This window comes from Peribacillus simplex (genome assembly GCF_030123325.1).
Lineage (GTDB): Bacteria > Bacillota > Bacilli > Bacillales > DSM-1321 > Peribacillus > Peribacillus simplex_D.
The window spans coordinates 480,897-504,919 of sequence record NZ_CP126106.1; the positions used below are offsets into that span (position 1 = coordinate 480,897).

General features: G+C 41.6%; 25 protein-coding genes. 20 read left to right on the top strand and 5 right to left on the bottom strand.

Features of this window, described 5'->3' with window-relative positions; translation table 11 throughout:
• Nucleotides 1-42 precede the first annotated feature (42 nt).
• Nucleotides 43-234, top strand: coding sequence for a hypothetical protein (locus QNH43_RS02345; RefSeq protein ID WP_283916664.1), 192 nt, complete (start codon nucleotides 43-45; stop codon nucleotides 232-234).
• Nucleotides 235-648: 414 nt separating this feature from the next.
• Here QNH43_RS02345 and QNH43_RS02350 read toward each other — a convergent pair whose 3' ends face one another.
• Nucleotides 649-1,905, bottom strand: coding sequence for a DUF445 domain-containing protein (locus QNH43_RS02350; protein ID WP_283916665.1), 1,257 nt, complete (start codon nucleotides 1,903-1,905; stop codon nucleotides 649-651).
• A 301-nt stretch (nucleotides 1,906-2,206) separates the two neighbouring features.
• Entirely contained in the window at nucleotides 2,207-3,178 is a 972-nt protein-coding gene (locus QNH43_RS02355; protein WP_283916666.1) for a bile acid:sodium symporter family protein, read from the bottom strand.
• A gap of 395 nt (nucleotides 3,179-3,573) precedes the next feature.
• Here QNH43_RS02355 and QNH43_RS02360 point away from each other — a divergent pair, with 395 nt between their 5' ends.
• The 4 genes from QNH43_RS02360 to QNH43_RS02375 all read left to right on the top strand — a co-directional run bounded on the left by QNH43_RS02360 (nucleotide 3,574) and on the right by QNH43_RS02375 (nucleotide 7,507).
• Entirely contained in the window at nucleotides 3,574-4,251 is a 678-nt protein-coding gene (locus tag QNH43_RS02360; RefSeq protein WP_076370693.1) for a response regulator transcription factor, read from the top strand.
• Complete coding sequence (locus QNH43_RS02365; RefSeq protein ID WP_283916667.1) at nucleotides 4,248-5,627, top strand: sensor histidine kinase; 1,380 nt, start codon at nucleotides 4,248-4,250, stop codon at nucleotides 5,625-5,627. The genes QNH43_RS02360 and QNH43_RS02365 overlap by 4 nt, the downstream gene beginning before the upstream one ends.
• 99 nt (nucleotides 5,628-5,726) lie before the next feature.
• The gene (locus QNH43_RS02370) at nucleotides 5,727-6,833 is read left to right on the top strand and encodes an ABC transporter permease (RefSeq protein WP_283916668.1); all 1,107 of its coding nucleotides are present in this window, start codon (nucleotides 5,727-5,729) and stop codon (nucleotides 6,831-6,833) included.
• On the top strand, nucleotides 6,830-7,507 hold the full coding sequence (locus tag QNH43_RS02375) for an ABC transporter ATP-binding protein (RefSeq protein WP_283916669.1): 678 nt from the start codon (nucleotides 6,830-6,832) through the stop codon (nucleotides 7,505-7,507). The genes QNH43_RS02370 and QNH43_RS02375 overlap by 4 nt, the downstream gene beginning before the upstream one ends.
• Before the next feature lie 118 nt (nucleotides 7,508-7,625).
• Here QNH43_RS02375 and bioC read toward each other — a convergent pair whose 3' ends face one another.
• Genes bioC through bioF form a run of 3 tightly spaced genes read right to left on the bottom strand, consistent with a single transcriptional unit; the run spans nucleotide 7,626 to nucleotide 10,424 of the window.
• On the bottom strand, nucleotides 7,626-8,489 hold the full coding sequence (bioC, locus tag QNH43_RS02380; RefSeq protein ID WP_283916670.1) for a malonyl-ACP O-methyltransferase BioC: 864 nt from the start codon (nucleotides 8,487-8,489) through the stop codon (nucleotides 7,626-7,628).
• Nucleotides 8,482-9,228 (bottom strand): alpha/beta fold hydrolase, encoded by a 747-nt coding sequence (locus QNH43_RS02385; RefSeq protein WP_283916671.1) that lies wholly within the window; start codon nucleotides 9,226-9,228, stop codon nucleotides 8,482-8,484. Before QNH43_RS02385 ends, bioC begins: the two co-directional genes overlap by 8 nt.
• Nucleotides 9,225-10,424 (bottom strand): 8-amino-7-oxononanoate synthase, encoded by a 1,200-nt coding sequence (gene bioF / locus QNH43_RS02390; protein WP_076370701.1) that lies wholly within the window; start codon nucleotides 10,422-10,424, stop codon nucleotides 9,225-9,227. The genes QNH43_RS02385 and bioF overlap by 4 nt, the downstream gene beginning before the upstream one ends.
• A gap of 466 nt (nucleotides 10,425-10,890) precedes the next feature.
• Between bioF and QNH43_RS02395 the strand changes: the two genes are divergently transcribed.
• The 15 genes from QNH43_RS02395 to QNH43_RS27700 all read left to right on the top strand — a co-directional run bounded on the left by QNH43_RS02395 (nucleotide 10,891) and on the right by QNH43_RS27700 (nucleotide 23,908).
• Nucleotides 10,891-11,730: a YitT family protein gene (locus QNH43_RS02395; protein WP_283916672.1), complete on the top strand. Its 840-nt coding sequence runs from the start codon at nucleotides 10,891-10,893 to the stop codon at nucleotides 11,728-11,730.
• A 165-nt stretch (nucleotides 11,731-11,895) separates the two neighbouring features.
• Nucleotides 11,896-12,081 (top strand): hypothetical protein, encoded by a 186-nt coding sequence (locus QNH43_RS02400; RefSeq protein ID WP_076370705.1) that lies wholly within the window; start codon nucleotides 11,896-11,898, stop codon nucleotides 12,079-12,081.
• Nucleotides 12,082-12,441: 360 nt separating this feature from the next.
• Complete coding sequence (locus tag QNH43_RS02405) at nucleotides 12,442-13,731, top strand: ABC transporter substrate-binding protein (RefSeq protein WP_283916673.1); 1,290 nt, start codon at nucleotides 12,442-12,444, stop codon at nucleotides 13,729-13,731.
• Nucleotides 13,732-13,891: 160 nt separating this feature from the next.
• Nucleotides 13,892-14,752 carry a carbohydrate ABC transporter permease gene (locus tag QNH43_RS02410; RefSeq protein WP_034305954.1) on the top strand — a complete coding sequence of 287 codons (861 nt, stop codon included), beginning with the start codon at nucleotides 13,892-13,894 and terminating at the stop codon, nucleotides 14,750-14,752.
• Nucleotides 14,752-15,570, top strand: a complete 819-nt coding sequence (locus QNH43_RS02415; RefSeq protein WP_076370711.1) for a carbohydrate ABC transporter permease — start codon at nucleotides 14,752-14,754, stop codon at nucleotides 15,568-15,570. Before QNH43_RS02410 ends, QNH43_RS02415 begins: the two co-directional genes overlap by 1 nt.
• Before the next feature lie 57 nt (nucleotides 15,571-15,627).
• On the top strand, nucleotides 15,628-16,671 hold the full coding sequence (locus tag QNH43_RS02420) for a LacI family DNA-binding transcriptional regulator (RefSeq protein WP_076371187.1): 1,044 nt from the start codon (nucleotides 15,628-15,630) through the stop codon (nucleotides 16,669-16,671).
• Between the two features lie 209 nt (nucleotides 16,672-16,880).
• Nucleotides 16,881-17,609: a ThuA domain-containing protein gene (locus QNH43_RS02425; protein WP_283916674.1), complete on the top strand. Its 729-nt coding sequence runs from the start codon at nucleotides 16,881-16,883 to the stop codon at nucleotides 17,607-17,609.
• A gap of 13 nt (nucleotides 17,610-17,622) precedes the next feature.
• On the top strand, nucleotides 17,623-18,645 hold the full coding sequence (locus QNH43_RS02430) for a Gfo/Idh/MocA family protein (RefSeq protein WP_283916675.1): 1,023 nt from the start codon (nucleotides 17,623-17,625) through the stop codon (nucleotides 18,643-18,645).
• Between the two features lie 17 nt (nucleotides 18,646-18,662).
• Nucleotides 18,663-19,703, top strand: a complete 1,041-nt coding sequence (locus QNH43_RS02435) for a Gfo/Idh/MocA family protein (protein WP_034305944.1) — start codon at nucleotides 18,663-18,665, stop codon at nucleotides 19,701-19,703.
• A 21-nt stretch (nucleotides 19,704-19,724) separates the two neighbouring features.
• A complete protein-coding gene (locus QNH43_RS02440; protein WP_076370717.1) occupies nucleotides 19,725-20,693 on the top strand; it encodes a sugar phosphate isomerase/epimerase family protein in 969 nt (322 codons plus the stop codon).
• A gap of 533 nt (nucleotides 20,694-21,226) precedes the next feature.
• Nucleotides 21,227-21,547: a PadR family transcriptional regulator gene (locus QNH43_RS02445; protein WP_016131412.1), complete on the top strand. Its 321-nt coding sequence runs from the start codon at nucleotides 21,227-21,229 to the stop codon at nucleotides 21,545-21,547.
• Nucleotides 21,548-21,619: 72 nt separating this feature from the next.
• Nucleotides 21,620-21,973 carry a DUF1048 domain-containing protein gene (locus QNH43_RS02450; RefSeq protein ID WP_076370721.1) on the top strand — a complete coding sequence of 118 codons (354 nt, stop codon included), beginning with the start codon at nucleotides 21,620-21,622 and terminating at the stop codon, nucleotides 21,971-21,973.
• A gap of 203 nt (nucleotides 21,974-22,176) precedes the next feature.
• The gene (locus QNH43_RS02455) at nucleotides 22,177-22,938 is read left to right on the top strand and encodes an ABC transporter ATP-binding protein (RefSeq protein ID WP_076370723.1); all 762 of its coding nucleotides are present in this window, start codon (nucleotides 22,177-22,179) and stop codon (nucleotides 22,936-22,938) included.
• The gene (locus QNH43_RS02460) at nucleotides 22,939-23,688 is read left to right on the top strand and encodes an ABC transporter permease (RefSeq protein WP_283916676.1); all 750 of its coding nucleotides are present in this window, start codon (nucleotides 22,939-22,941) and stop codon (nucleotides 23,686-23,688) included.
• Nucleotides 23,689-23,752: 64 nt separating this feature from the next.
• On the top strand, nucleotides 23,753-23,908 hold the full coding sequence (locus QNH43_RS27700) for a carboxymuconolactone decarboxylase family protein (protein ID WP_434060147.1): 156 nt from the start codon (nucleotides 23,753-23,755) through the stop codon (nucleotides 23,906-23,908).
• Nucleotides 23,909-24,023 lie beyond the last annotated feature (115 nt).

Here is a 24,023-nt window from a genome sequence, read left to right on the forward strand (position 1 = left end):
TTCTTTATGTTGTATAAGGAGAATTTGGTGGGAGGTGATTAAATGAGGAAAGCCTATGGTATAAAAAGTTTAATGATTTACCTTGAGTCGGTAAATTATCCAATTACCGAAGAGGAAATCAATGATCTAATATTAAATAAAAAGATACCCCATCTCAGACCCATCGATAATTTGCTGATTTTTAATTTAGATCATATTGATGGCTGGCTTAGTGATCATCAATTCAAGCCTTAGTTAATTGAAGCCCTGCTTTAAGTGGGGCTTTGATGAATATGTTGTACAAAAGGAAAAGCTAGCCAAGGTGTTTCTTGAAAACCTTGGCTAGCTTTATGTTTAAAAAAGGCTCTTTTCGTAAAGATTGTTGTTTTTAAAACGAAACGATTTAAGGTTGATTGGAGCGGAAGTGCGAGACTCCTGCGGGAGCAGCGGGACAGGTGAGATCCCACAGGCGTTCACGCCGAGGAGGCTCACCGCCCGCCCCGCGGAAAGCGAGCATCTGGAGGGGAAATCAACCACACCGCATTATTTGGTAAATAGCAACAAAGAGGGCCCTGCATATTAACGGCATACTAATGGTAACGAATAAGCACCAGTTGATTTGGTAACAACAGTATACTGCAGTTACCAAACCGGCCGAAGGTGCCTGAATTATAACAGCTTAAGTAGAGCCTGTGCACCTGTTAGGATAAGCCCTATTATAAAACCACAGACCGCTCCGTTCACACGAATCCATTGTAAGTCTTTTCCTACACCATTTTCCATCATATCAATCAGTGTTTCATTGTCTAGCTTATCTAAATTTTCTTGGACAAGATTACCGATCTGCGTATGATTTTTTTCAATGAGAACAGTAATTTGTTTCTGTACCCATTGATCGATGTGCGTGCTATTTTCTTTTATGTTGTCCAGTACGTCCTGAATTATTGGAGTCAGGTAAGTATCCATGAAATGTTCATCTTCTACGAAATCTAACGCCTCTTGTTGAATTTGTTGTAGACTTCCCTTTATTGTCGCCTCAGGCTCCCATTTTGTCAGAAGTTGATTTTTCCATTTTTCAACTCCTTCTAACAGCTCCTGGTTATGGTTAATGCCTTGTATCTCTTTCCGGATATATAAGATTAGAGCCTCTCTATTTGGTTCTTTCTCGTTTTGTAAATTATTTACGACACTTAACAAAAGGTTTTGTATGATATTCCCAAGTTTCTCTTCATTAAGCAGACTTTGAATGGATTTGACTGCAAACTGAAGCATACCATCCAGTTCAATCTTGCTGAGTACATCCATGGAAACAGTGCCAAGTCGACGGCTGGTTTGTTTTTTCCTTAACCAATCTTCCGCTTTTTTCAAAACATGATCCAAGGCCTTCTTATCAAATTGTTCATTAAGTAACTCTGAACTTACTAGATGAAGAATCTTGCCCATGTCTATGTTGGAAAGTGATGCTTTAATTTTTTTTGCAACGAAAGGTGTAATCTTTTCTATATCTATATAACAAATCATTTGCTTGATAAGTTTAATCAGGACTTTTCTAAAAGTATCACTTTGTATCTCTTTTACTAAAATGGGGATTAATTTTTCTGTAAAAGGAATATGTTTTACTTTGTCTTGAATACTTTCCTTTGATAGCCAGTCATTTTTTAGCATCGAAACAAGTGCATTTGTCATTCGTTTACGATTGTTGGGCAAAAGTGCTGTATGGGGGATCGGTAATCCGAGCGGGTGCCGAAATAATGCAGTGACTGCAAACCAATCTGCTAGACCACCAACTAATCCTGCCTCAAACCCTCCATGTAATAAATCCAGCGGCAACGTACCCTGAAATGGAGTGGTTGCAATATAACCCGCCCCCATGACCATTAGTGAATATTTAGCGATTTTTCTTGACGATTTTATTTTTGGTGACATTATATTCCTCATCCTTAAAATGATATTCAATTACTATAACCCGAATCATTAGCAAATTTTATAAACTTACTTTTATCTAGTAGTATAGCAGGTAGTTCAAAAAAATACTCCCAACAAGGGCAGTCAGTTCATTTATCGGGGAATGGGAAAATCGCCTATTAAGTATGAAAGCTTAAAATATGCAATATGAATCGAACCCACAATCATTGGTATTTTCCTTTGAATTTCAAAGATGAGGATGGTTGATTCACAATAAAAAAAGCCGATTTATTCAATCGGCTTTTTTATTCATCCAACAATATTATGATGCGTCTGTTTTCATCGAATTATTTGTGCCTGCATTTTTTTTATCTTTCATGCGACTGAAAATAAAGGCTAGAACGGAACCTGATATATTATGCCAAACACTGAAAATGGCACTAGGTACAGCGGCCAAAGGTGAGAAATGGGCTGTTGCTATAGCTACACCTAAACCTGAATTCTGCATACCAACCTCCATTGCAACAGCTTTCTGTTTAGCTAAATCCATCCCGCATAATCGAGCAAAGAAAAAGCCGAGAAGAAAACCAAGAACATTATGAAGAACGACGACTGCAAAAATAAGCAAACCTGTTTTAGCCAGCTGAGCTTGGCTGCCAGCCACTACGGCAGATACGATCAGAACGATGGAAATGACAGATACTAGAGGCAGGGCCTTTGCCCCGGCTTCTGCTTGTTTACCGAAAAACTTTTTAACAATGAATCCAAGCAGCAATGGGATGATCACCACTTGAATGATGGAAATGAATAATGATCCAATACTGATATCGACCCATTTACTTGCTAAGAGCAAAATAAGCAGGGGGGTTACGATAGGCGCTAGAATAGTGGAAACAGAAGCGATGGCAACTGCAAGCGCAACATTTCCCCTCGCAAGAAACACCATGACATTTGATGCTGTTCCACTAGGGCAACATCCAACCAAAATAACCCCGACAGCCACTTCTTTCGGTAAATCGAACCCTATTGCTAATACAAATGCCAGTAATGGCATAATGATAAAATGTCCTGCTACTCCTAGTGCCACTTCTTTTGGACGTCGGAAAACTTCTTTAAAATCCGATGCTGATAGTGTAAGTCCCATGCCAAACATGACAATTCCTAATAATGGAACAATATAGGCTCCAATCCATATAAAATGATTAGGCAAGATATAAGCGATAATGGCAAATATAATGACCCAAATGGTAAACGTTTTACCAGCAAATGTGCTGATTTTCTCTACTACTGCCATAGTGACCCTCCTAGATGTTTTGAAATAAAACAATTATAGTTTATATTCAGAATATTTGAAACCTTTTTTTGAAAAAATCAATACATTTTTAAACAGCCTTTTGGGTATTTTCATTAGGGACAGTCATATTTAAAACGATGATTTTTGGAACTATAATTCTCTTCCGCAACTAGTGTGAATATGACGATTTACTATGGAAATAGGGACAGGGTCTTTAGAGATTCTGTTCGCTTTTTTACTTTATCTTTTAATATAAAATAAGAGGGTGCTGTATATTAGTCACAAACTAGTTTATAAGGAACTGGAGATTGAATTAGTATTTGTTGTTTTACAGGATTGATTATTGCTATTGTAAGTTTAGCTAGGGATATAAAAGAAGTGGAGATGTGGTTTCTTTGATACATATATTAATTGCGGATGATGATCGGCATATTCGGGAGTTGCTTAAATTTCACTTGGAAAAGGAAGGGTACATGGTATCGGAAGCGAAGGACGGGAATGAGGCTTCCTTGATACTGGAGAAGGAACGGATCCATCTGGCGGTTGTCGATATTATGATGCCGTTTAAAAACGGACTGGATCTTTGTAAGGAAATCCGGGATCAATATGATCTGCCGGTCATTTTATTGACAGCTAAAGATCAACTTATCGATAAGGAAAAGGGGTATTTTGCGGGTACGGATGATTACCTCGTGAAGCCATTTGAGCCACGGGAACTTCTATTCCGGATAAAAGCGCTATTGCGAAGGTACCGTATGGTGAATTCTGAATCCATCTCATTGAATCAAACGGTCATTGACCGCAAAAGTTATGAAGTTCGAATAATGGGGAATACGCTGCTCCTGCCGCTTAAGGAATTCGAGCTGCTGGCTCAGCTGGGGAGCTTTCCTGATCAGGTCTTTACGCGTGAGCAGCTTATTGAATTGGTATGGGGTGCTGATTTTGAAGGGGATGATCGGACGGTTGATGTCCATATTAAACGGTTAAGGGAACGTTTTGCCGGGCGGACCGATGATTTTGTTATAACGACTGTCCGTGGCTTAGGTTATAAACTGGAGGTCAACAAGAAGTGAAAACACTCTATTTCAGGATAGTTATTCAAACCATTTTGATCATGGTGCTTGCCAGTGTCATCGCTTTTTTAATTTCCAATGTTTATTATCATCAGGTTCAAAAACCCAACAATGGTGAGAAGATAAAGAAAGTCGCAAGTGAGATCGTCTCCTTATATGAGGAGAATCCTGATCAGGATATTGATGCGTACTTAAACCATATTGCAGGATTGCACTATCAAATGTATCTATTTAATGAGCAGGGTGAAGGAACTTTATATGGTGAGCCGTTTCGGGAAACGGCATTGGACCCAGATACGATTTCCGGAGTTTTGAACGGGAAGACCTATCAAGGGATCGCCCATTATAATAATGGGTTATTTATTACCGGATTTTTTGAAGATGTATTGATTAATAGCATTGGGGTCCCGTTGAACGTCAATGGCGAAAAGCATGCATTGTTTGTAAGGCCGAATATAGAGCTGCAGTTTGGTGAATTCCGCTTTTTCCTTGCAGTTTTGCTTGTACTCACGCTCCTTCTCAGCTTTTTATTTGTGATCATTAACACGCGTTTCATCGTTAAGCCGATTACGAAATTAACGGAGGCTACAAAGAGGATCGCTGATGGGGATTATAATAATGAATTGAATGTCACCCGGAGCGATGAGATAGGGGATTTGGCACAGCATTTCTCGAAAATGACCCATAGTATCCAACGGTTGGATGATATGAGGCAGGAGTTCGTTTCGAATGTATCTCATGAAATTCAATCTCCGCTTGCATCCATCCAAGGTTTTTCCCAAACGCTACAATCGGAGGAATTAACAAAAGAACAGAGAGATCAGTACTTGTCCATTATTGAAAAAGAAAGCAGGCGCATGTCTTTGTTAAGCAAACAGCTGCTCATGCTTGCTTCGTTGGATAAAGTGGATGATCCGCTGCAACGGTCCAATTTCGATTTAGCGCAACAAATACGGCAAGTGCTGTTCATGCTGGAATGGAATTGGCGGGAAAAAGATATGGTGATCGAAATGGATTTGCCTTCAACCGTCATTTCTGCAGATGAGAAACTTTTAAATCAAGTATGGACGAATTTGATAACCAATAGCATTAAATACTCGGAAAGCGGCAGTTCAATCAATATTCGGATAAAAAAAATAGGCAGTAATGTTGAAGTGATGATTGCGGATACGGGTATGGGAATTCCGGAAGAAGACCTCGCTTATATCTTTGATCGGTTTTATAAAGTCGACAAAGTGAGGAACAGGAGTGAAACAGGCAGCGGATTAGGACTTTCGATTACGAAGAAGACGGTCGAACTTCATGGGGGAACGATCGAAGTTCATAGCGAACTCGGTAAAGGGACCACTTTTTATATACGGTTGCCCCTTATGTAATCAGTTGTTCATCTTCCATTCATATTGATTGTTTACAATCGGTTCATACCGAATCAAGTTGGACTTGATAGGTAAACAAAAGGAATGGGAGATGAAATAATGTTTTTGGCAATACGTGAACTAAAGCATTCAAAGTTACGTTATCTGCTGATTGGGCTGATCATGGTATTGGTCGCTTTGCTTGTCTTTATCATTTCAGGATTAGCTAATGGACTTTCTTCGGATAATGCTTCATCCATACAAAACATGAAGGCCGACTATTTCGTAATGGAGCATGACTCCAAAAATAAATTGAACCGATCGATCATATCCATGGAGAAGCTGGATGAAATCCGGGCTTCGGCGGATGTTAAAGCAGCCGAAGGTCTGGGGCAAATGATGATCACATTGAATAAAATCGGCTCATCGGAGAAAACGGATGTCACCATTTTTGCGACCGATGCCAGTGGTATTTTAGCACCGAAGGTCATTGAAGGAACGAACTATGACAATGAGAAACAAGGTGAAGTCGTGGCAGATCGCTCTTTAAAAGAAGTGGGTTATAAATTGGGTGATTCACTTAAAGATGAGCTATCAGGTAAGGTTTTCACCATTGTTGGGTTTACTGAAAAGCAGTCTTACAGCCACTCGCCGGTAGTTTACATGAATGTTAAGGGGTGGCAGGAGATTAATCCTGCATTGAAAAATCAAGAGAAAGATTCAATCAGCACAATAGCCGTGCAAATGGATTCGAAGGCAGAAGAAAATGTACGTGAATCATTGCCTGAAGGACTGACGCTCATTTCGAAACAAGAATCACTTCAGAGTATACCAGGCTACAAAGAGGAACAGGGTACGTTGACGATGATGATTGCCTTCTTGTTTGTCATCGCAGCTTTCGTTTTGGCTGTATTCTTTTATGTGATTACCTTGCAGAAGACGAATCAATTTGGAGTCCTTAAAGCACTCGGGGCCAATACTGGCTACCTGGCAAAAAGTATCGTTGGTCAAGTAATGCTGCTTGCCGTGACATGCATAGCCATCAGTGTTGCCCTGACATATGGCGTCACGTTAATCATGCCAGAAGGAATGCCATTTGAATTGAGTACCGATTTGGTCGTAAAATATTCCGTGTTACTTTTGGTTGTATCCGTATTGGGTTCGCTGCTATCACTATACCGAGTAGCGAAGATAGATGCGATCGAAGCGATAGGGAGGGTATCATGATGGGGGATAAACTAATATTTGAAAACGTCAGTAAGATTTATGGGGAAGGCGATAATAAGGTGACCGCCCTTGATAATATTTCCCTGAATGTGAGGGCGGGGGAATTCGTTGCCATCGTGGGTCCTTCAGGCTCAGGAAAAAGTACATTTCTTTCAATAGCAGGTGCATTACTATCTCCGAGCAAAGGTCGCTTACTGCTGAATGATGAAGATATTACAACATTATCTCCAAAGGAATTGACTAGAGTGCGCCTTGAAAAGATCGGATTTGTATTCCAGTCATCGAATCTTGTGCCATATCTCAGCGTACGGGATCAGCTTCTGCTACTTTCTGAACTGATTGGCAAGAGGGATAAAAAAACCATGAAAAAGGCGGACGAATTGCTTAGCCACCTTGGACTTGGACATCGGGCAGATCACTTGCCGGAAGCACTGTCGGGCGGTGAGCGGCAGCGTGTAGCCATCGCCCGTTCGCTGATGAATGACCCAGAAATCATTTTAGCGGATGAACCAACCGCAAGTCTTGATTCCAAAAGAGGCAGGGATGTTGTTGAAATGCTTGCACATGAGGTGAAGTCAAGAAATAAAGCGGCCATCATGGTAACACACGATGAAAGAATGTTGGATTTATGTGATCGAGTAGTCAATATTACAGATGGCAAGGTTTTTGGATGAAGTCATAAAACAAACTCCCATGAGTTGATCATTACAATAAGCCATAAAATGGTCGCCGCCTTTCCAAAGGAATTAGGGGAGGCGGCGGCAGAAATAACCTGGTCAATCGGGCCTGCAATCATGTATAATATTTTGCTTGTATCCCAGGGTTATCTTCGGATTGATCATGTTTTTTAATTTTAAAGAACAAACAGTGATAGGTTGCTTTCACACCTGGTTCATTTCGATATTCTTTGTCGTATATGTTGATTAACTCTCGAAAAAAGGAAGGGCGTTGACAGTAGTTTTCTTTGTTGCTGTTAGCCGCACCAATCTTTTTAATTGAAGTGAAAAATTCACGTACTGTCTGAAAGTGCTCCAGTTCAAACTTTTCCATTTTTGTAATCTCGATTGGAACTGATGATGAAAAAGGGATTGCATCTTCACAAACTTGGGATAATTCTTCTAGAGAATAAAACATTTGACCTGGTGAACTATCAATGGCAAGCTGAAGCTTGTCCTTCGCCTGTTCAAATGACATATGAAGTTCTTGAAATGTATCTATTCCGAACGTTGAAAATATGAGGCTTCCTTTAGCCGTTAATCGTGTAAAAAGTTTTTCAAGGGTTGCAGGAAGATCATTCAGCCATTGAAACGTTGCATTGGAAATAATCAAGTCGTAATTTTCATTAAACGCCATTTCTTCGATATCAGTACATAAAAATGTAACACGTTCTTCATCTGTCATTCCTTTCGCCACTTCGACCATTCCTGGTGCCAAATCAACAGCCGTAATAGCGGCATTAGGGAATGTTTTGACGAGTAACCTGGTTAAGTAACCAGTGCCGCAGCCAATTTCAAGAATATTGATTACATGGTTGGTGTTTATTTTAGGAAGCAAATCCATTAATTGTTTTGCCATGTTTTTTTGAACATTGGCATACGCATCATATGTTTTCGCATGTTCACTGAACCGCTTACTTAACAATCGTTTATCAATCATGAATGTACTCCTTTTGAATAAATGTTTTTATATGCTGCATACATTCCTGTGGTTTTGTGAAAAACGGAGTATGGCCAGCATCCTCGATAATATGAAACTCGGCTTTCCCACCCAGGTTTTCTTTAATGAAAGATGAGGCTTCGAGTGGACAAATGTTGTCTTCCCTCCCATGAAGCAATATAATGGGGGCTTCAATCCGGTCGAGTCTTGCTCTAGCATCTTTCTGAAGTAAATAATCCAAGCCAATAAGAAGCGAAAACACATCATCTCCATGAAACTCGCTTTGAATGGTCTTGATGAATTGATGATATAAACCTTCATCTTTTTCAGCTTCGCAAAACATCGCTTCATAGAAAGAAGCCAAAGTCTTCTCTTTATTGCGCTGTAGTTGTTTCTTCATGCGCCCGACCATTCGTGGATCCCAGCCAAATGAATAATTTTCTCCTGTTATAAACCGACTTGTTGCACCAAAAAAGATAAAACCTTTTATTTTTTCTCGATACGAACTTGCAAGTTCAAGTGAAACCAGTGATCCTAATGACCAACTCAGTATATAAACAGGACCATCGATGGAAGCGATTGTGTCTATGACTCTTTCTTCAAAGTCATTTAGTGCTTTCATATCCCTCCATTCTATAAATGAAAGGTGAAATACATCTGACAGAGGTTTGATTAACGGTTCAAACGCACCTTTTTCCATTCCCCAGCCAGGAAGCATGACTAAATTCGGCTGTTTCATTCAATAACACCCATTTCTTTTCCAATGATTGAAATCTTTTCAACTGCCCAATCAAGATCTTTTTTATCGTGGAGAGCTGTTACGGTAAACCGGATTCTCGCCTCATTTTCAGGAACGGTCGGCGGCCTGACAGCAATAGCTGCAATTCCTTCTTTCTGCAAACGTGCGGCAAATTCCATCGCTTTTTCGTTTTCCCCGATGACGATAGGAACAATTTGTGATCGACTTCCGCAAATATTAAACCCGTTATATGCGAGTTCTTCTCTAAAGTGTTCTGAATGTGTTTGGAGCAGTGAGCGGCGTTCTGGTTCTTGCTGTACAAGTTCAATCGCTGTTTTTATGGCACCGAGAATGGCCGGGGGAAGTGCAGTTGAATAAATGAATCCGCGCATGCGATTTTTTAAATAGTCGATTAGCCATTTTTTCCCGACGACATAGGCCCCGAATGAACCGAGCGCTTTACTGAATGTTCCCATTTGGATATCTATTTTATTTTGAAGTTGGAGATGACCGGCATAACCTTCACCGTTTTTACCGTAGATGCCGCTTCCGTGTGCTTCATCTGTCATTAATAATGCGTTATAACGATCCTTTAACCGAACGAGGTCTTCAAGATAAGCAAAGTCACCGTCCATGCTGAAGACTGTATCCGTAACGATTAATTTACATGCTTCAATTGGTGCTTTTTTCAAGAATGCCTCTAAATGATCTAGATCATTATGACGATAGCGTATATGCTTTGCACGGCTTAAAAGGGCTCCATCGACAATGCTTGCATGATTCAATTTATCGCTATAAATAATATCGTTTCGGGACAGCAGGGTGGAGATGATTCCAAGGTTCGCGTTATATCCACTGTTAATAATGAGTCCTGCCTCGGCTTTCTTCCAATCGACAAGAGCTTGTTCCGCATGCTCGTAAAGGCGATGATTGCCAATAATTAAACGTGAAGCCGTTGCTCCTGCACCATATGTATGTACTGCATCCACCATAGCCTTTTTCAGCCGCTCATCCCCTGCATATCCTAAATAGTTATTAGAAGCTAGATTTAGCATCCTGCACCCATTGATCATAAGCCATGGCTGCTCGGCGAATGCCGTCGATACGAGTTCGCGTTTTTGTGATATCTCTTCTAAATAAGCCAGTTCTTTCTTTATTTTTTCTTCCCAACAAGGTAATTGTTTTTCACTGTGCATGCCCATTCTCCTTTTATATGTTAACTAAAATAACTATAGGTTAACATATAAAATATTCTAATCATGACTCAATGAAACTGTCAAGCTTTGAAAAGGGACTGATAATAAATTAATAATCCATTAATCTGGGAGAAATCAAAGGTCGAAAAAAGACACTTATCAAAAGCTCATTGGTTATTTGCACCAAGTCGAGGAACATGAAACTAACTAGAATAAGTTTAAGGAGAAGGAGGCTAATGATGTTTGATTGGGCAGCGGCTTTGTTAAGCTAATGTATAAAAGAGCTTAGTGAAAATTAGTGCCTTTGTATGTATTAAGCACGTTCATTGAAGATAATCTAACTTCCAAGGTAGTCTTTTTGTTAAACCTTCAAATCTTTGAAGGATTAAATGGAATTCCATGTTACTATAGAGCAGTGAAATTACCGAATTCACATTAACCATTACATAAAGGAAGGGTAATAAATATGAAAAAGATTTCTTTAGATGTTTTCTTTATATTAATAGGAGCTTTTATTTTTGCTTTGGCAATAAACCTTTTCGTCATTCCCAATGAACTTGGTGAGGGGGGAGTCACGGGGATAACCATCATTTTATTTTATCTTTTTGAATGGTCACCAGGGCTGTTAAGTTTGATCATTAACGCTTTCCTGCTCATCGTCGGTTATAAATATTTGTCGAAAATAACAACGGTATATACAATCATAGCCGTTGCATTTAATTCACTTTTCCTTCATTTAACCGAAAGTTGGACGATCTCTTCAGATGAATTGGTCATCAATGCGATATTTGGCGGGGTTTTTGCCGGTGCCGGAATTGGCATGATCATTCGTGTTGGAGGCACTACTGCCGGTACGACGATACTGGCCCGAATTACGAATAAGTATTTAGGATGGAGCTTAAGCTATGGACTTCTGTTCTTCGATTTAATCGTTGCGTTCTCATCTTATTTCATCATTGGTGCAGAAGGCCTGATGCTCACTATCCTTATGCTTTATATTGGAACAAAAACGATGGAATTCATCATTGAGGGATTGAACCCGAAAAAAGCGATTACCATCATTTCAAATGAAGCGGACCAAATTGCAAAACAAGTAACCGAATTGATGGACCGGGGGGTCACTGTTTTTAGCGGTCATGGATACTATACAAAAGCATCCAAGGATATTTTATATATCGTTATAAGTAAGCAAGAGGTACTGAAATTAAAGAGAATAGTGAAGTCGACGGATAGCAATGCTTTTATAGCCATACATGATGTTAGGGACGTATTTGGTGAAGGATTCCTGGATATCTCGAAGTCCTGATGCGATTTGTGGAGGCGGATATGTTATATGTGAATGAAAAGGCCTAATAGGCTTTTTTATTTTGCACTGCAAAAATTCTGTAAATTCCTAATTTTTTGTTATATTATGTAAGTAAGAAAACACACACCTTGAGGAGTGCAGCCATTAAATGTGGAGGTGTCCAAGATGATCCTTTTAAAAGTGGATGACAGAAAGTCCGGGAAAAGCAATATCAAGTACAGTGTCGTTGATAAGGAAACGAATGAATTGATCATTAGCGGTGTGTTTAAAGAATTTGGACAAGCAAGCGATAAATATTATGAATTGAAGGATGAATACGGTTCATCCAATGTGAAGATGATATTGAAGTGAAAAGAGGGGAGCCGACGGGTTTCCCTTTTTTTCGTAGGTAATGCGACGAATGAAGTGGCCCGTACAATAAATAATCGGATAAAGGAATAATCATAGGTTTCTGAATCATATAATTAGGTTAAGAGAGTTCTTGAAATCCTTTTTTTACAATATACTACAATTTTATTGTAAAGTATGGAATTTGGTGGTAATATAAAGCGCATAAATGTAAACGTTTGCAAAAGGTTTTGTGAGGAGGTGATGTAAAAGAAGTACGATAGACTTTGATTTTTATAGAATGAAAGGCTTTTATTTTACTATTTTATGCAAACGTTTTCTTAAAATTGCATGAATCTTATGAAAAAGGGAGAGTCGGTAAGCATGAAGCGTAAAAAATGGTACGGGGGAATTCTTACTGTTTTATTAATTTTTAGTGTGATTTTGGCTGGATGCTCCTCTTCAACTGGTGGAAACAGCGACTCAAAGGATGTCGTGACGCTGGATATATTTCAATTCAAGGTAGAATTCAAGTCGCAATTCGAGGCATTGGCAAAACAATATGAAAAAGAGAATCCAGATGTAAAGATCAAGGTATCGACAGTTGGCGGCGGAAATGATTATAAATCAGCCATTACCGCAAAGTTCGCTTCAGGTGAGGAGCCGGCGGTCTTTAACATTGGCGGACCGGTGGATGTCGAACAATATAAAGATAGATTAACAGATTTAAAGGATACGAAGGCTGCAGCTGCAGCACTTGATGGCACTTTGGATGGTGTGGAAGAGGACGGGCAAGTCCTTGGACTTCCATTTAACCAGGAAGGATATGGCTTGATTTATAACAAACGGATATTTAAAGAAGCCGGAATTAATCCTGATGAAATTACAAGTTATGAAGCCTTAGAGGCGGCAGTCAAGAAAATGGATTCACAAAAGGACAAATTGAAAATCGATGCAGTTTTCGCTTATCCGGTCAAAGAGAAGTGGGTGACAGGAAATCATTTATCCAATGTTTTCTTAGCACCGGAGTTTGATGGGAATGTATTAGAGGCAAGCAAGGCTCCAACGGTTAAATTCACCGATGGTGACAAGTTTAAACAACTGGTCGATATCCAAAATGAATATTCCGTCCAGCCGACAGCAAGCCTCGATTACTCCCAACAAGTGGAAGAGCTGTTCTCACTTGAAAAGGTTGCGATCATTCAGCAAGGCAACTGGGTGTATAACACAGTGTATGATATGGACCCTGAGTTAGCTGAAAAGGGAATTGGCATCATCCCGATTCCAAATGGAGACTCTGCAGGCATGCCGGTCGGCGTACCGAACTATTGGGCAGTGAACAAGAAATCGGATGAAAAGGTACAGGAAGCAGCGAAGAAGTTCCTCGACTGGATGTATACATCCGAGGAAGGGAAAAAAGCCGTTTTGGAAGACTTTAAATTCATTCCTGCATATGAAGGATATGATGTCGAAAAAATTGCCGATCCAATTTCAAAAGAAATTTATAAATACTCCCAAGAAGGAAACACGATTGGTTGGGTGTTTAATGGATATCCGGTTGGTTGGAATGATGATCTTGGGGCAAGTGTCCAAAAATACGTAACCGGTAAATTGACTTGGGAGGAACTTGTCAAACAGAACATTGAAAATTGGGAGAAGATTCATAGCAAATAAGAAATGCAAGTGACCGATCGGCATGAAAACTGTGCCGATTGGTTGTTCCTTGTTATAGAAAAGCCGCTTAGGGAAATTGCCTCGACAAGGGATTCATCAAATAACCCAGTCATGATCTAAAACCATAAACTATTAAATCATTTCAAGGAGGTCGGTTTCGTTGAGAAATCGGGATGCTGCATATTGGCTGTTTTTGACACCTGTTCTTGCTGCACTCATTTTGGTTGTGATCGTGCCACTCATCTACGGATTTTATTATTCCTTTACGAATTGGAACGGTTTAGGGACGCCGGATTTCATCGGTTTTAAGAATTATATAGACTTGTTTACGGATAAAGGGTTCCTTGATACATTTTGGTTCACCATTAAATTTTCCGTAGCGGCAATTGTGGTAATCAATATCATCGGATTAAGTTTGGCTCTCATCGTGACTTCGAAAATTAAATCAAGCAATATACTGCGGACGGTTTTCTTTATGCCCAATTTAATTGGCGGTTTGATTCTCGGCTTTATTTGGCAGTTCATTTTTATTAAGGTCTTCGGTGCGATTGGTGATTTGACTGGGATCGAAGCATTTAATGGATGGTTATCAACGACTGATACAGGTTTTTGGGGATTGATCATTTTAACATCATGGCAAATGGCCGGATATATCATGATCATTTATATTGCCTATTTGCAGGCTGTTCCTGAAGACTTGATCGAAGCGGCAAAAATTGATGGAGCTAACAGCTTCCAGCGCTTTCGCCATATAACTTTTCCACTGGTGGCACCTGCTTTTACCGTCAGTTTGTTTTTGACGCTTTCCCACTCGTTCAAGATCTATGATCAAAATCTTTCTTTGACGAATGGAGCTCCCTATAATTCAACTGAAATGGTTGCGATGAACATTGTAAAATCGGCCTTCACCGAAAACGATATGGCATATGCACAGGCCAAGGCCGTTATCTTTTTCGTGATCGTGGCGGTCGTTTCGCTGACACAAGTCTATTTCAATAAAAAACGGGAGGTTGAGCTGTAATGAGGGGAAAATGGAAATTGTGGCTGATTGGATTCATCGGATTCATTTTGGCCATATTATGGCTCACTCCGTTTTATTTAATGCTTGTAAATGCCTTTAAAATGAAACGGGATATATTTGCCGATACACTGGGACTGCCTGAAACCTGGACATTCGAAAACTTCACTCAAGCTTTCGAGCAATTGGATTTCCTCCGGACTTTATTCAATTCTTTATTGATATCGGGCGTCAGTGTAGTCATCATCATCATTTTTTCTGCGATGGCAGCATACGCTCTTTCCCGAAACAAAAGTAAAATAAGTTCCCTGCTTTTCTTCGTGTTTGTGGCAGCCATGCTAATTCCGTTTCAGTCTGTGATGATACCGCTCGTTGCCCAATTCGGACAGCTTGGGATGTTGAACAAGGCTGGACTGATTTTCATGTATTTAGGTTTTGGCTGCAGTCTTTCCATATTCTTATATCATGGTACCTTAAAAGGGATTCCCATCTCACTTGATGAGGCAGCAAAGATTGATGGTGCTAACCGGTTTCAGGTATTTTGGTATATCATATTTCCATTATTAAAACCGATGTCGATTACAGTTGGTATCTTAAATGTCATTTGGATATGGAATGACTATTTACTGCCATCCCTTGTTATTGGCGGAGCGGGGTCGGAGACCATTCCGCTTAAATTATTCTTCTTTTTCGGTCAATATACGAAGCAATGGCATCTTGCCTTGGCTGGACTTACTTTATCCATCATTCCAGTCATCATTGCGTACTTTTTCGCTCAGAGGCAAATTATCAAAGGAATTGCAGATGGAGCCGTTAAATAACTATTTAAATATAGGGAATATTAAACCATGTGCGGTGAACGGGGAGTGTTGATGAATTTGTCTGTTACTATAAAAGACGTTGCAAAAAAAGCGAATGTCGCTCCATCAACTGTATCGCGTGTAATCCATAACAGCCCGACTATCAGTGAAAAGACAAAGCGTAAAGTACGCAAGGTATTAAAGGAAATGGGCTATCATATGAATGAAAATGCCCGGAACTTAGTCACGAAGTCAACTAAGGCCATTGGGATCGTCATGAAAAGCTCGGCAAGGGAATCACTTTACAATCCCTTTTTCCCAGAAGTGATCCGAGGCATCGGGGATTTCTGTAATAAAGAAGGGTACAGTCTTTCTCTGACAACGGGCGAGACGGAGGATGCCATCTTTGAGGATGTTGTGAAGATGGTTCAGGGCAGAAGAGTGGATGGCATGATTGTTTTGTACTCTAAAAAGGACGATAAAGTGGTGCCGTATTTATTAAAGCAGGGCTTCCCGTTCGTTTTGATCGGGAAGCCAAGTACGAACATGAGCGGTATCACATTCATTGATAACGATAATGTTCAAGCGGCCAGGGAAGTATCGGAGTTTGTAATCAGTCTTGGACATGAGCGAATTGCCTTTTTAGGGGGCAGTCCCGAGTTTGAGGTGATCCAGGACCGCTTGACAGGCTTTCAACAAGCGATGGAACAGGCAGGGGTGGATGTACGACAGGAATATATCAAATTGATTCCTTTAAATCGAACGGATGGAATAAAGGCGATTGACGAATTGCTGGAATTGAAAGAGGCACCAACCGCTTTTTTGGTAATGGATCTATTATTGGGTGTTCTCTTGCTTGGAGTGTTGGCTGAGAAGAACTTGAAAGTGCCACAGCAAATAAGCGTTGTCTGTTTTAACCACTCAGAATTCATAGAATTTTTAAGTACACCGCTGACAACGGTTGATATCCATACGTATCAGTTAGGGTATGAGGCGGCAAAATGCGTGTTCGATCTAATTGCAAATCCGGAAATGATGGAAAAGAGTATCAGCATTCCTACCAAAATCATAAAGCGGGAGTCGCATTTTGTTGCCGAAAAGGAAATTAAAAGAAAAATGTAGAAATGTTTTACCAATTAAAGCTTGATTTTTGCTAACATAAATTTACAATATAGATTACCACTATTATTTTTGAAAATTCATACTTTGAAGGCATAAAGTATGTTCTTATAAATTGATCTTCTCTAACGCAAACGTTTGCGTTATGAATAAAGAGGTAATAGTTAAACATGCAAAGCAAGTTGCCGTGAAATGAATGGAGGAGGTTGTTCATGAGAGTCCTGGTATGGAATGAGTATCGCCACGAGAAAACAAAGCCTGAAGTAGCAAAAGTATATCCGGATGGTATCCATGGTGCAATTGCAGGCTTTTTACAAAGTGGGCAGGTCGAGGTGAGAACCGCCACTCTCGATGAAGAAGAGCATGGATTAACCGAAGAAGCACTGAAACAAACCGATGTACTTCTTTGGTGGGGGCATGTTGCACATGATGAAGTTCAGGATGAAATCATTGCAAGGGTTCACAATCGAGTGCTCGAGGGAATGGGTCTCATCGTCCTCCATTCCGGTCATTTTTCAAAGATCTTCAAACGATTAATGGGCACGACTTGCGATTTGAAATGGCGGGTGGCGGATGAAAGGGAACGGCTCTGGGTAGTTGATCCAAGTCATCCTATCGTTGATGGAATCGGCGAATATATAGAGCTTGAGAAGGAAGAGATGTACGGGGAACATTTTGATATTCCTGCACCAGATCAATTGATATTCGTCAGTTGGTTTGAAGGCGGGGAGATATTCAGAAGCGGTTGCACGTATCAGCGGGGAAAAGGGAGGATTTTCTATTTCCGTCCAGGTCATGAAACATATCCTACCTACCTTAATCCCGAGATTCAACGAGTGATCAAGAATGCCGTTAATTGGGTCAAGCCGGAATTTGGAATCGTAACGAACTACGGGAAAGCCGAACCGTTGGAATCCATCTCAGGCAAAGATCTGAAGTGAAGGAGAGAACAAAATGGGTAAAGTGAAGGTAGGAGTCATTGGATGCGGGAGTATTGCAAAAAACAGGCATTTTCCGGAGTATGATGCACATCAAGAAACGGAGATCATTGCCGTTTGTGATATAGTACCGGACCGGGCGAATGCAGCAGCACAAAGGTATGGCGCGCAAGCATATACTGATTATATAGAACTTTTGAAGAATGAGGAGATTGAAGCGATCAGTGTATGTACCCCGAATTACCTGCATGCACGCATCACAGTTGCGGCCTTGGAAGCTGGTAAGCACGTCCTTTGTGAGAAACCAATGGCTACTTCTTTAGTAGACGCTGAAAAAATGAATGCAGCAGCAGCGAAAAGCGGCAAAATACTAATGATTGGTCATAATCAGCGTTTTGTTCCCTCACATCAAAAAGCGAAGCAGCTTATTGAGAGCGGGGAGGTGGGGAAGGTCTATAGCTTCCGGACGGCTTTTGGACATTCCGGGCCGGAAACCTGGAGCGTGGACGGACTGGAAAGCTGGTTTTTTAAAAAGGATCAGGCAGTCATTGGTGCAATGGGCGATTTAGGCGTTCATAAAGCTGATTTATTAAGGTATATCCTTGGAGAAGAATTTGTTGAAGTGGGAGCCTTTGTGGAAACGACTGCCAAGAAAAATACAGACGTTGATGACAGTGCGGCCTGTATCCTCCGGACGGAGAGCGGTATCATCGGAACGCTTACCGCCAGCTGGTCTTATGCAAAAGAAGACAATGCTACGGTCATTTATGCGGAAAAAGCGGTATTGCGCCTTGAAGACGATCCGAAATACTCACTGATCATCCATCATGATAATGGAAAGACAGAAACCATCCAATTAGGAAGCATCCAGACTAATGACTCAGAAGGACAGCATGACTCCGAAGTGATCAGCCACTTTGTAAAATGTGTGGTGGACAATGAGGAGCCACTTGCCTCAGGAGTTGAGGGATTAAAATCATTAAAAGTCATTCTTGGCGCGATGGAATCAAATGCATCCCGAAAAATCATCCGCTTATAAAGGGGTTAAAAGTCATCATGTACAAATTAAAAATGGGTATTATCGGTGCTGGCGGCATTGCCCAAAAAAGGCATATCCCAGCTTTTCAAAAATTTCAAGATAAAGTGGTTTTATACGCCATTCAGGATATAGATGAAATGAAGGCGCGAGAAGTGGCGCGTGAATTTCATATCGAGAAGGTTTTCACCAATTATGAAGAAATGTTTGCCGAAGTGGATGCTGTTACGATTGCAACGCCAAATAAGTTCCATGCGGAGATTTCCATTGCTGCTCTGCAAGCGGGTGTACATGTGCTATGCGAAAAGCCAATGGCCATTACAACTGAAGAATGTTTAGCGATAACCGAGGCTGCAAATATATCGGGTAAAGTTTTATCGACCGCTTATCATTACCGCTTCATGAAGGAAGCCCAGGCTGCAAAGAAAATGATTCAGGCAGGTGAAATCGGTGAACCATATGTAGCGCGTGTACAGGCAATCAGACGACGAAAAGTCCCTGGCTGGGGAGTGTTTACAAGCAAGGAATTGCAAGGCGGGGGAAGTGTGATCGATTACGGCTGCCATTTGCTTGATTTGGCTTTATGGCTGATGGATGACCCAGAACCGATTGAAATCGTAGGTTCGACATATAATTATGTCAGTAAGGGTGTCGATCAAGTCAATTTATGGGGGAATTTCGATGCCTCTGTATTTGAAGTGGATGACCATGCCACTGCATATATCAAATTCGCCAACGGAGCATCGCTATTATTCGAAACATCCTGGGCCGCGAATATACGTGAAGAAGCAACTGTTTTAAGTTTATCCGGGACGCAGGGCGGACTTGATGTGTTCCCGCTGGTCTTAAATCAGGCTAAGCACGGCATGCTCTTAAATAGTGAGGCAGTATGGATGCCAGGGGAGGATACACCAGACCTGCAGCAGGCAGAGAACTTTATTAATAGCTGTCTGGGGTTGGCAGAACCATTGGTAAAACCATCGGAAGCCATGAAAGTTTCGAAAATAATCGAAGCCATTTATCAAAGCTCGGCAAGTGGGAAGGTCATGAGCATAAATTAATGAAAAGGTGAGGTGGGGCTTGTGAAATTAGGGGTTTTTACAGTGCTATTTGCTCAAAAATCATTCGAGGATATGCTTGATTATGTCGCAGATTCCGGATTAAAAACAGTTGAAATCGGTACAGGCGGGTATCCAGGCAATATCCACTGTCCGCTCGATGAACTGCTGGAAAGTGAAGAAAAACGCCAAAAATACCTCGAAGCCGTTCAAACAAGAGGATTAACGATCAGTGCATTCAGCTGCCACGGCAATCCGATCTCTCCAGATGAAGCATTCGCTAAAGAAAGTGATGAAACATTGATTAAAACAATCAAGCTTGCATCCTTATTGAACGTCCCGGTAGTCAATACCTTTTCTGGTACAGCCGGTGATCACGAAGGAGCTAAATATCCAAACTGGCCTGTCGCCCCATGGCCGAATGAGTATACAGATGTGCTGAAATGGCAATGGGAAGAAAAATTGATCCCCTATTGGAAAAAAGCAGCCGCGATTGCCGATGAGCACAATATAAAAATCGGACTTGAACTGCATGGGGGCTTTCTCGTCCACACACCCTACACCTTGTTAAAGCTGCGGGAAGCTACATCTGATGCAATTGGCGCCAACCTTGATCCAAGCCATCTTTGGTGGCAGGGCATCGAACCAGTCGGGGCCATCAAAATCCTAGGGAAAGCGGGAGCAATCTACCACTTCCACGCAAAAGACACATACTTGGATCAGGATAACATCAATATGTATGGATTAACCGACATGCAGCCATATGGAAATATCCAGAGCCGTGCCTGGAACTTTCGCTCTGTAGGATGCGGCCACAGCCTGCAAGAATGGTCCGACATCATGAGCGCCCTTCGCACATACGGTTACGATTACGTTGTCAGCATCGAACATGAAGATCCGCTGATGTCAGTTGAAGAAGGATTCCAACGGGCTGTTACCAATCTGAAAACTGTACTCATTAACGAAAGCCCAACTGATTTATGGTGGGTATAATTTATAGCCATAACGAGCAGCCTATTGCAGGTTGCTTTTTATATTGGTCCTTACTCGTGAAAAAGTGGAATTCACGAGTAAAAGCGTGAAACTCACGAGTAAAGTGGAATTCACAAGTAAAAGCGTGAAATTCACGAGTAAAAGCGTGAAATTCACGAGTAAAAGCGTGAAATTCACGAGTAAATGAGCAAAATTCACGAGTAAAAGCGTGAAATTCACGAGTAAAAGCTCAAAATTCACTATGGCTTTAACCAATGTAGATAACTGGTTTAAAAAAAATTCAAATTGACAGTCACACTACTACGTGTTACGGCATACCTTATAGTAAGTAGCACTGGATACCGACAGCACTGAATAGTGAAGTTGCAAAAAATATTTTTAAGAAAAAGTTGACACCTCTGCTACTCGGTGATACAGTTTAGATGTAATAAGTAATACTAAATAGCGTGTTTTCCCAAAAGCTATTCAGTAAAAATTCCCCTCAGAACTAAGTTTTACTTAATATAAGTCACAAAATAGAGGAGGCTCTGAACATGGAAAATTTAACTGAAATGCTGAAGGGTTCGCTGGAAGGCTGCGTACTGGAAATCATCAGCCGCCATGAAACCTATGGCTACGAGATTACCCGCCGCCTGAACGAGCTTGGGTTCACTGAAGTCGTGGAAGGGACGGTCTACACCATCCTCGTGCGATTAGAAAAGAAAAAACTGGTGAACATAGAGAAGAAACCGTCAGATATGGGGCCGCCCCGCAAGTTTTACTCACTTAATGAAGCTGGCCGCCAGGAACTTGAATTATTTTGGAAAAAATGGGATTTTGTATCATCGAAAATCAACGTCTTAAAGTCAATCTAGCTTCATAAGATATTCCGTACGATATTTTTAGGAGTGTCTTGTTCTGCTTTATAAAAAAGGAGGAAAAATAACATGATGGAATTGTTCAAAAAAATGATTGGTGATAAAAAAGAGTATAAAATGATGATGGCCCGGGTTGAAGCCCTGCCAGAGGACTACCAGTTTGTATTTAAGAAAATTCAAAACTACATGTGGAATTTCTCAGCGGGCAACGGGATGGATATGCTGCGTATGCAGTATGAATTAATCGATTTGTTCGAAGCCGGTGCGGCGGAAGGCAGACAAGTGCTGGAAATCACTGGGGACGACGTGGCGTCATTTGCCGACGAACTAGTGGCAAATGCTAAAACCTATTTCGCCAAGTATCGTGAAGATTTGAATGAAAGTATCATGGAGCGATTGGGAAAAAATAAATTCAATAAATAATTTCGACTGAATAGCTGGTTACAAATGTGAAATGCCACCTACGCTATTCAGTAATATTTTAGCCCGGTAATAAGTTATACTGATTATCAGTCAGACTAAATAGAGAAGTATAGACAATCTGTTCCGCAAGGCGCTCGGAAGGATAATTAGGGTTCCTACAAGAGGCTTTGCTGCGCTATTAACTATTAAAAGGAGGAAAAAGTATGAGCAATGCAGCGATTTCTGTAAAAGGGTTAAAAAAAACCTTTAAAGACAATGAAGTCTTAAAGGGGGTGGATTTCGAGGTACGGCGTGGTGAAATTTTCGCACTGCTGGGCTCGAATGGAGCGGGCAAGACGACGACGGTCAACATCCTCTCGACTCTGATGAAGGCCGATGGCGGCGAAGTAGGTATTTGCGGCTTTGACGTTCAGCGTCAACCTGATCATGTTCGCCAGAGCATCAGCCTGACAGGGCAGTTTGCAGCTTTAGACGGCATGCTTACAGGGCGGGAAAACCTGCTGATGATCGCCAAGTTGCGGGGAGTTTCCAATCCCGCTCAAGTCGCCGACAATCTGCTTGCGAGATTCAGCCTGACCGATGCGGCCAACCGCCGGGCGGATAAATATTCCGGCGGGATGAAGCGCCGGCTTGACATCGCCATGAGCCTGATCGGGACGCCAGCAGTCATTTTTCTAGACGAACCGACTACAGGGCTTGACCCCGAAGCACGGATTGAAGTCTGGGATACCGTCAAGGAGCTTGCCGGCGGCGGCACGACAATCTTGCTGACGACCCAGTACCTGGAGGAAGCCGAACAACTGGCGGATCGTATTGCCATCCTGCATGGCGGAAAAATCATCTCGACCGGGACCCTTACCGAACTCAAGGAGATGTTTCCGCCAGCGAAAGTGGAGTATATCGAGAAGCAGCCGACATTGGAGGAAATTTTCCTCGCGATCATCGGCAAAAAGGAGGAGATGTAAATGAATAGCAAAACAGGGGTATTACTAGGGCGTTTAATGCGCAACATCATGCGCAGCCCGGATACAATTATCACGGTGGCGATAACGCCGATTATGATGCTGCTGCTGTTTGTCTACGTATTTGGTGGCGCCATAGAGGCAGGCACGGACAACTACGTCAATTATTTATTGCCGGGAATATTGCTGATGGCTATCGCATCCGGCGTCGCTTACACTTCCGTGCGGCTGTTTACGGATGTAAAGAGCGGGCTGATGGCGCGTTTCATTACCATGCCGATCAAGCGCTCGTCGGTATTGTGGGCTCACGTGTTGACCTCGCTTGTATCCAATGCGCTTACTGTCGTCGTGGTTATCCTCGTCGCGCTCTTGATGGGCTTCCGTTCCAGCGCTGATATCCTGGATTGGCTCGCGGTAGCTGGGATTCTCGGGCTGTTTACGTTGGCGCTGACATGGCTGGCGGTCATTCCAGGATTGACAGCGGGGTCTATGGAAGGGGCGACAGCCTACTCGTACCCGCTGATTTTCCTGCCGTTTATCAGTTCGGCCTTTGTCCCCACCGAAACCATGCCTAAAATTGTCCGTGCGTTCGCTGAGAACCAGCCAGTGACTTCAATCGTGAATGCGATTCGTGCCTTCTTGTATGAAGGGTCTGTTGGCAATGATATCTGGATCGCGCTTGCCTGGTGCGTCGGCATCATGGCCATCGCTTACTTCTTTGCCAGTAAAGTATTTAAACGCCAGTTAGGGTAAGGACATCATTATCGGATTAGCCATATCAATAGTCAGGTGCTGCGATGAATGCATTTGCTATCACATGGAAGGCTGCTTAAATGCTGGGGCAACCATTGATGAAAACATGGAAACCTTCAAAATTGGTGTGTTTGGTGGCGCCACTTATCCCAACATGAGATTTGCCATTAGAAGAATTTACAGTGAACGGGTAGTGGTCTTTCGCAGAAGGAGAAATTAAAAGAATAAAGCCCATAGATGTAATTGACAGGTAAAGAGTGGAAGCAAAACCGCTTTAGTTATCAATGTCTTTAAGGAAAAATAAATTCCTTTCATTATCATTAAAAGCGTGAAGC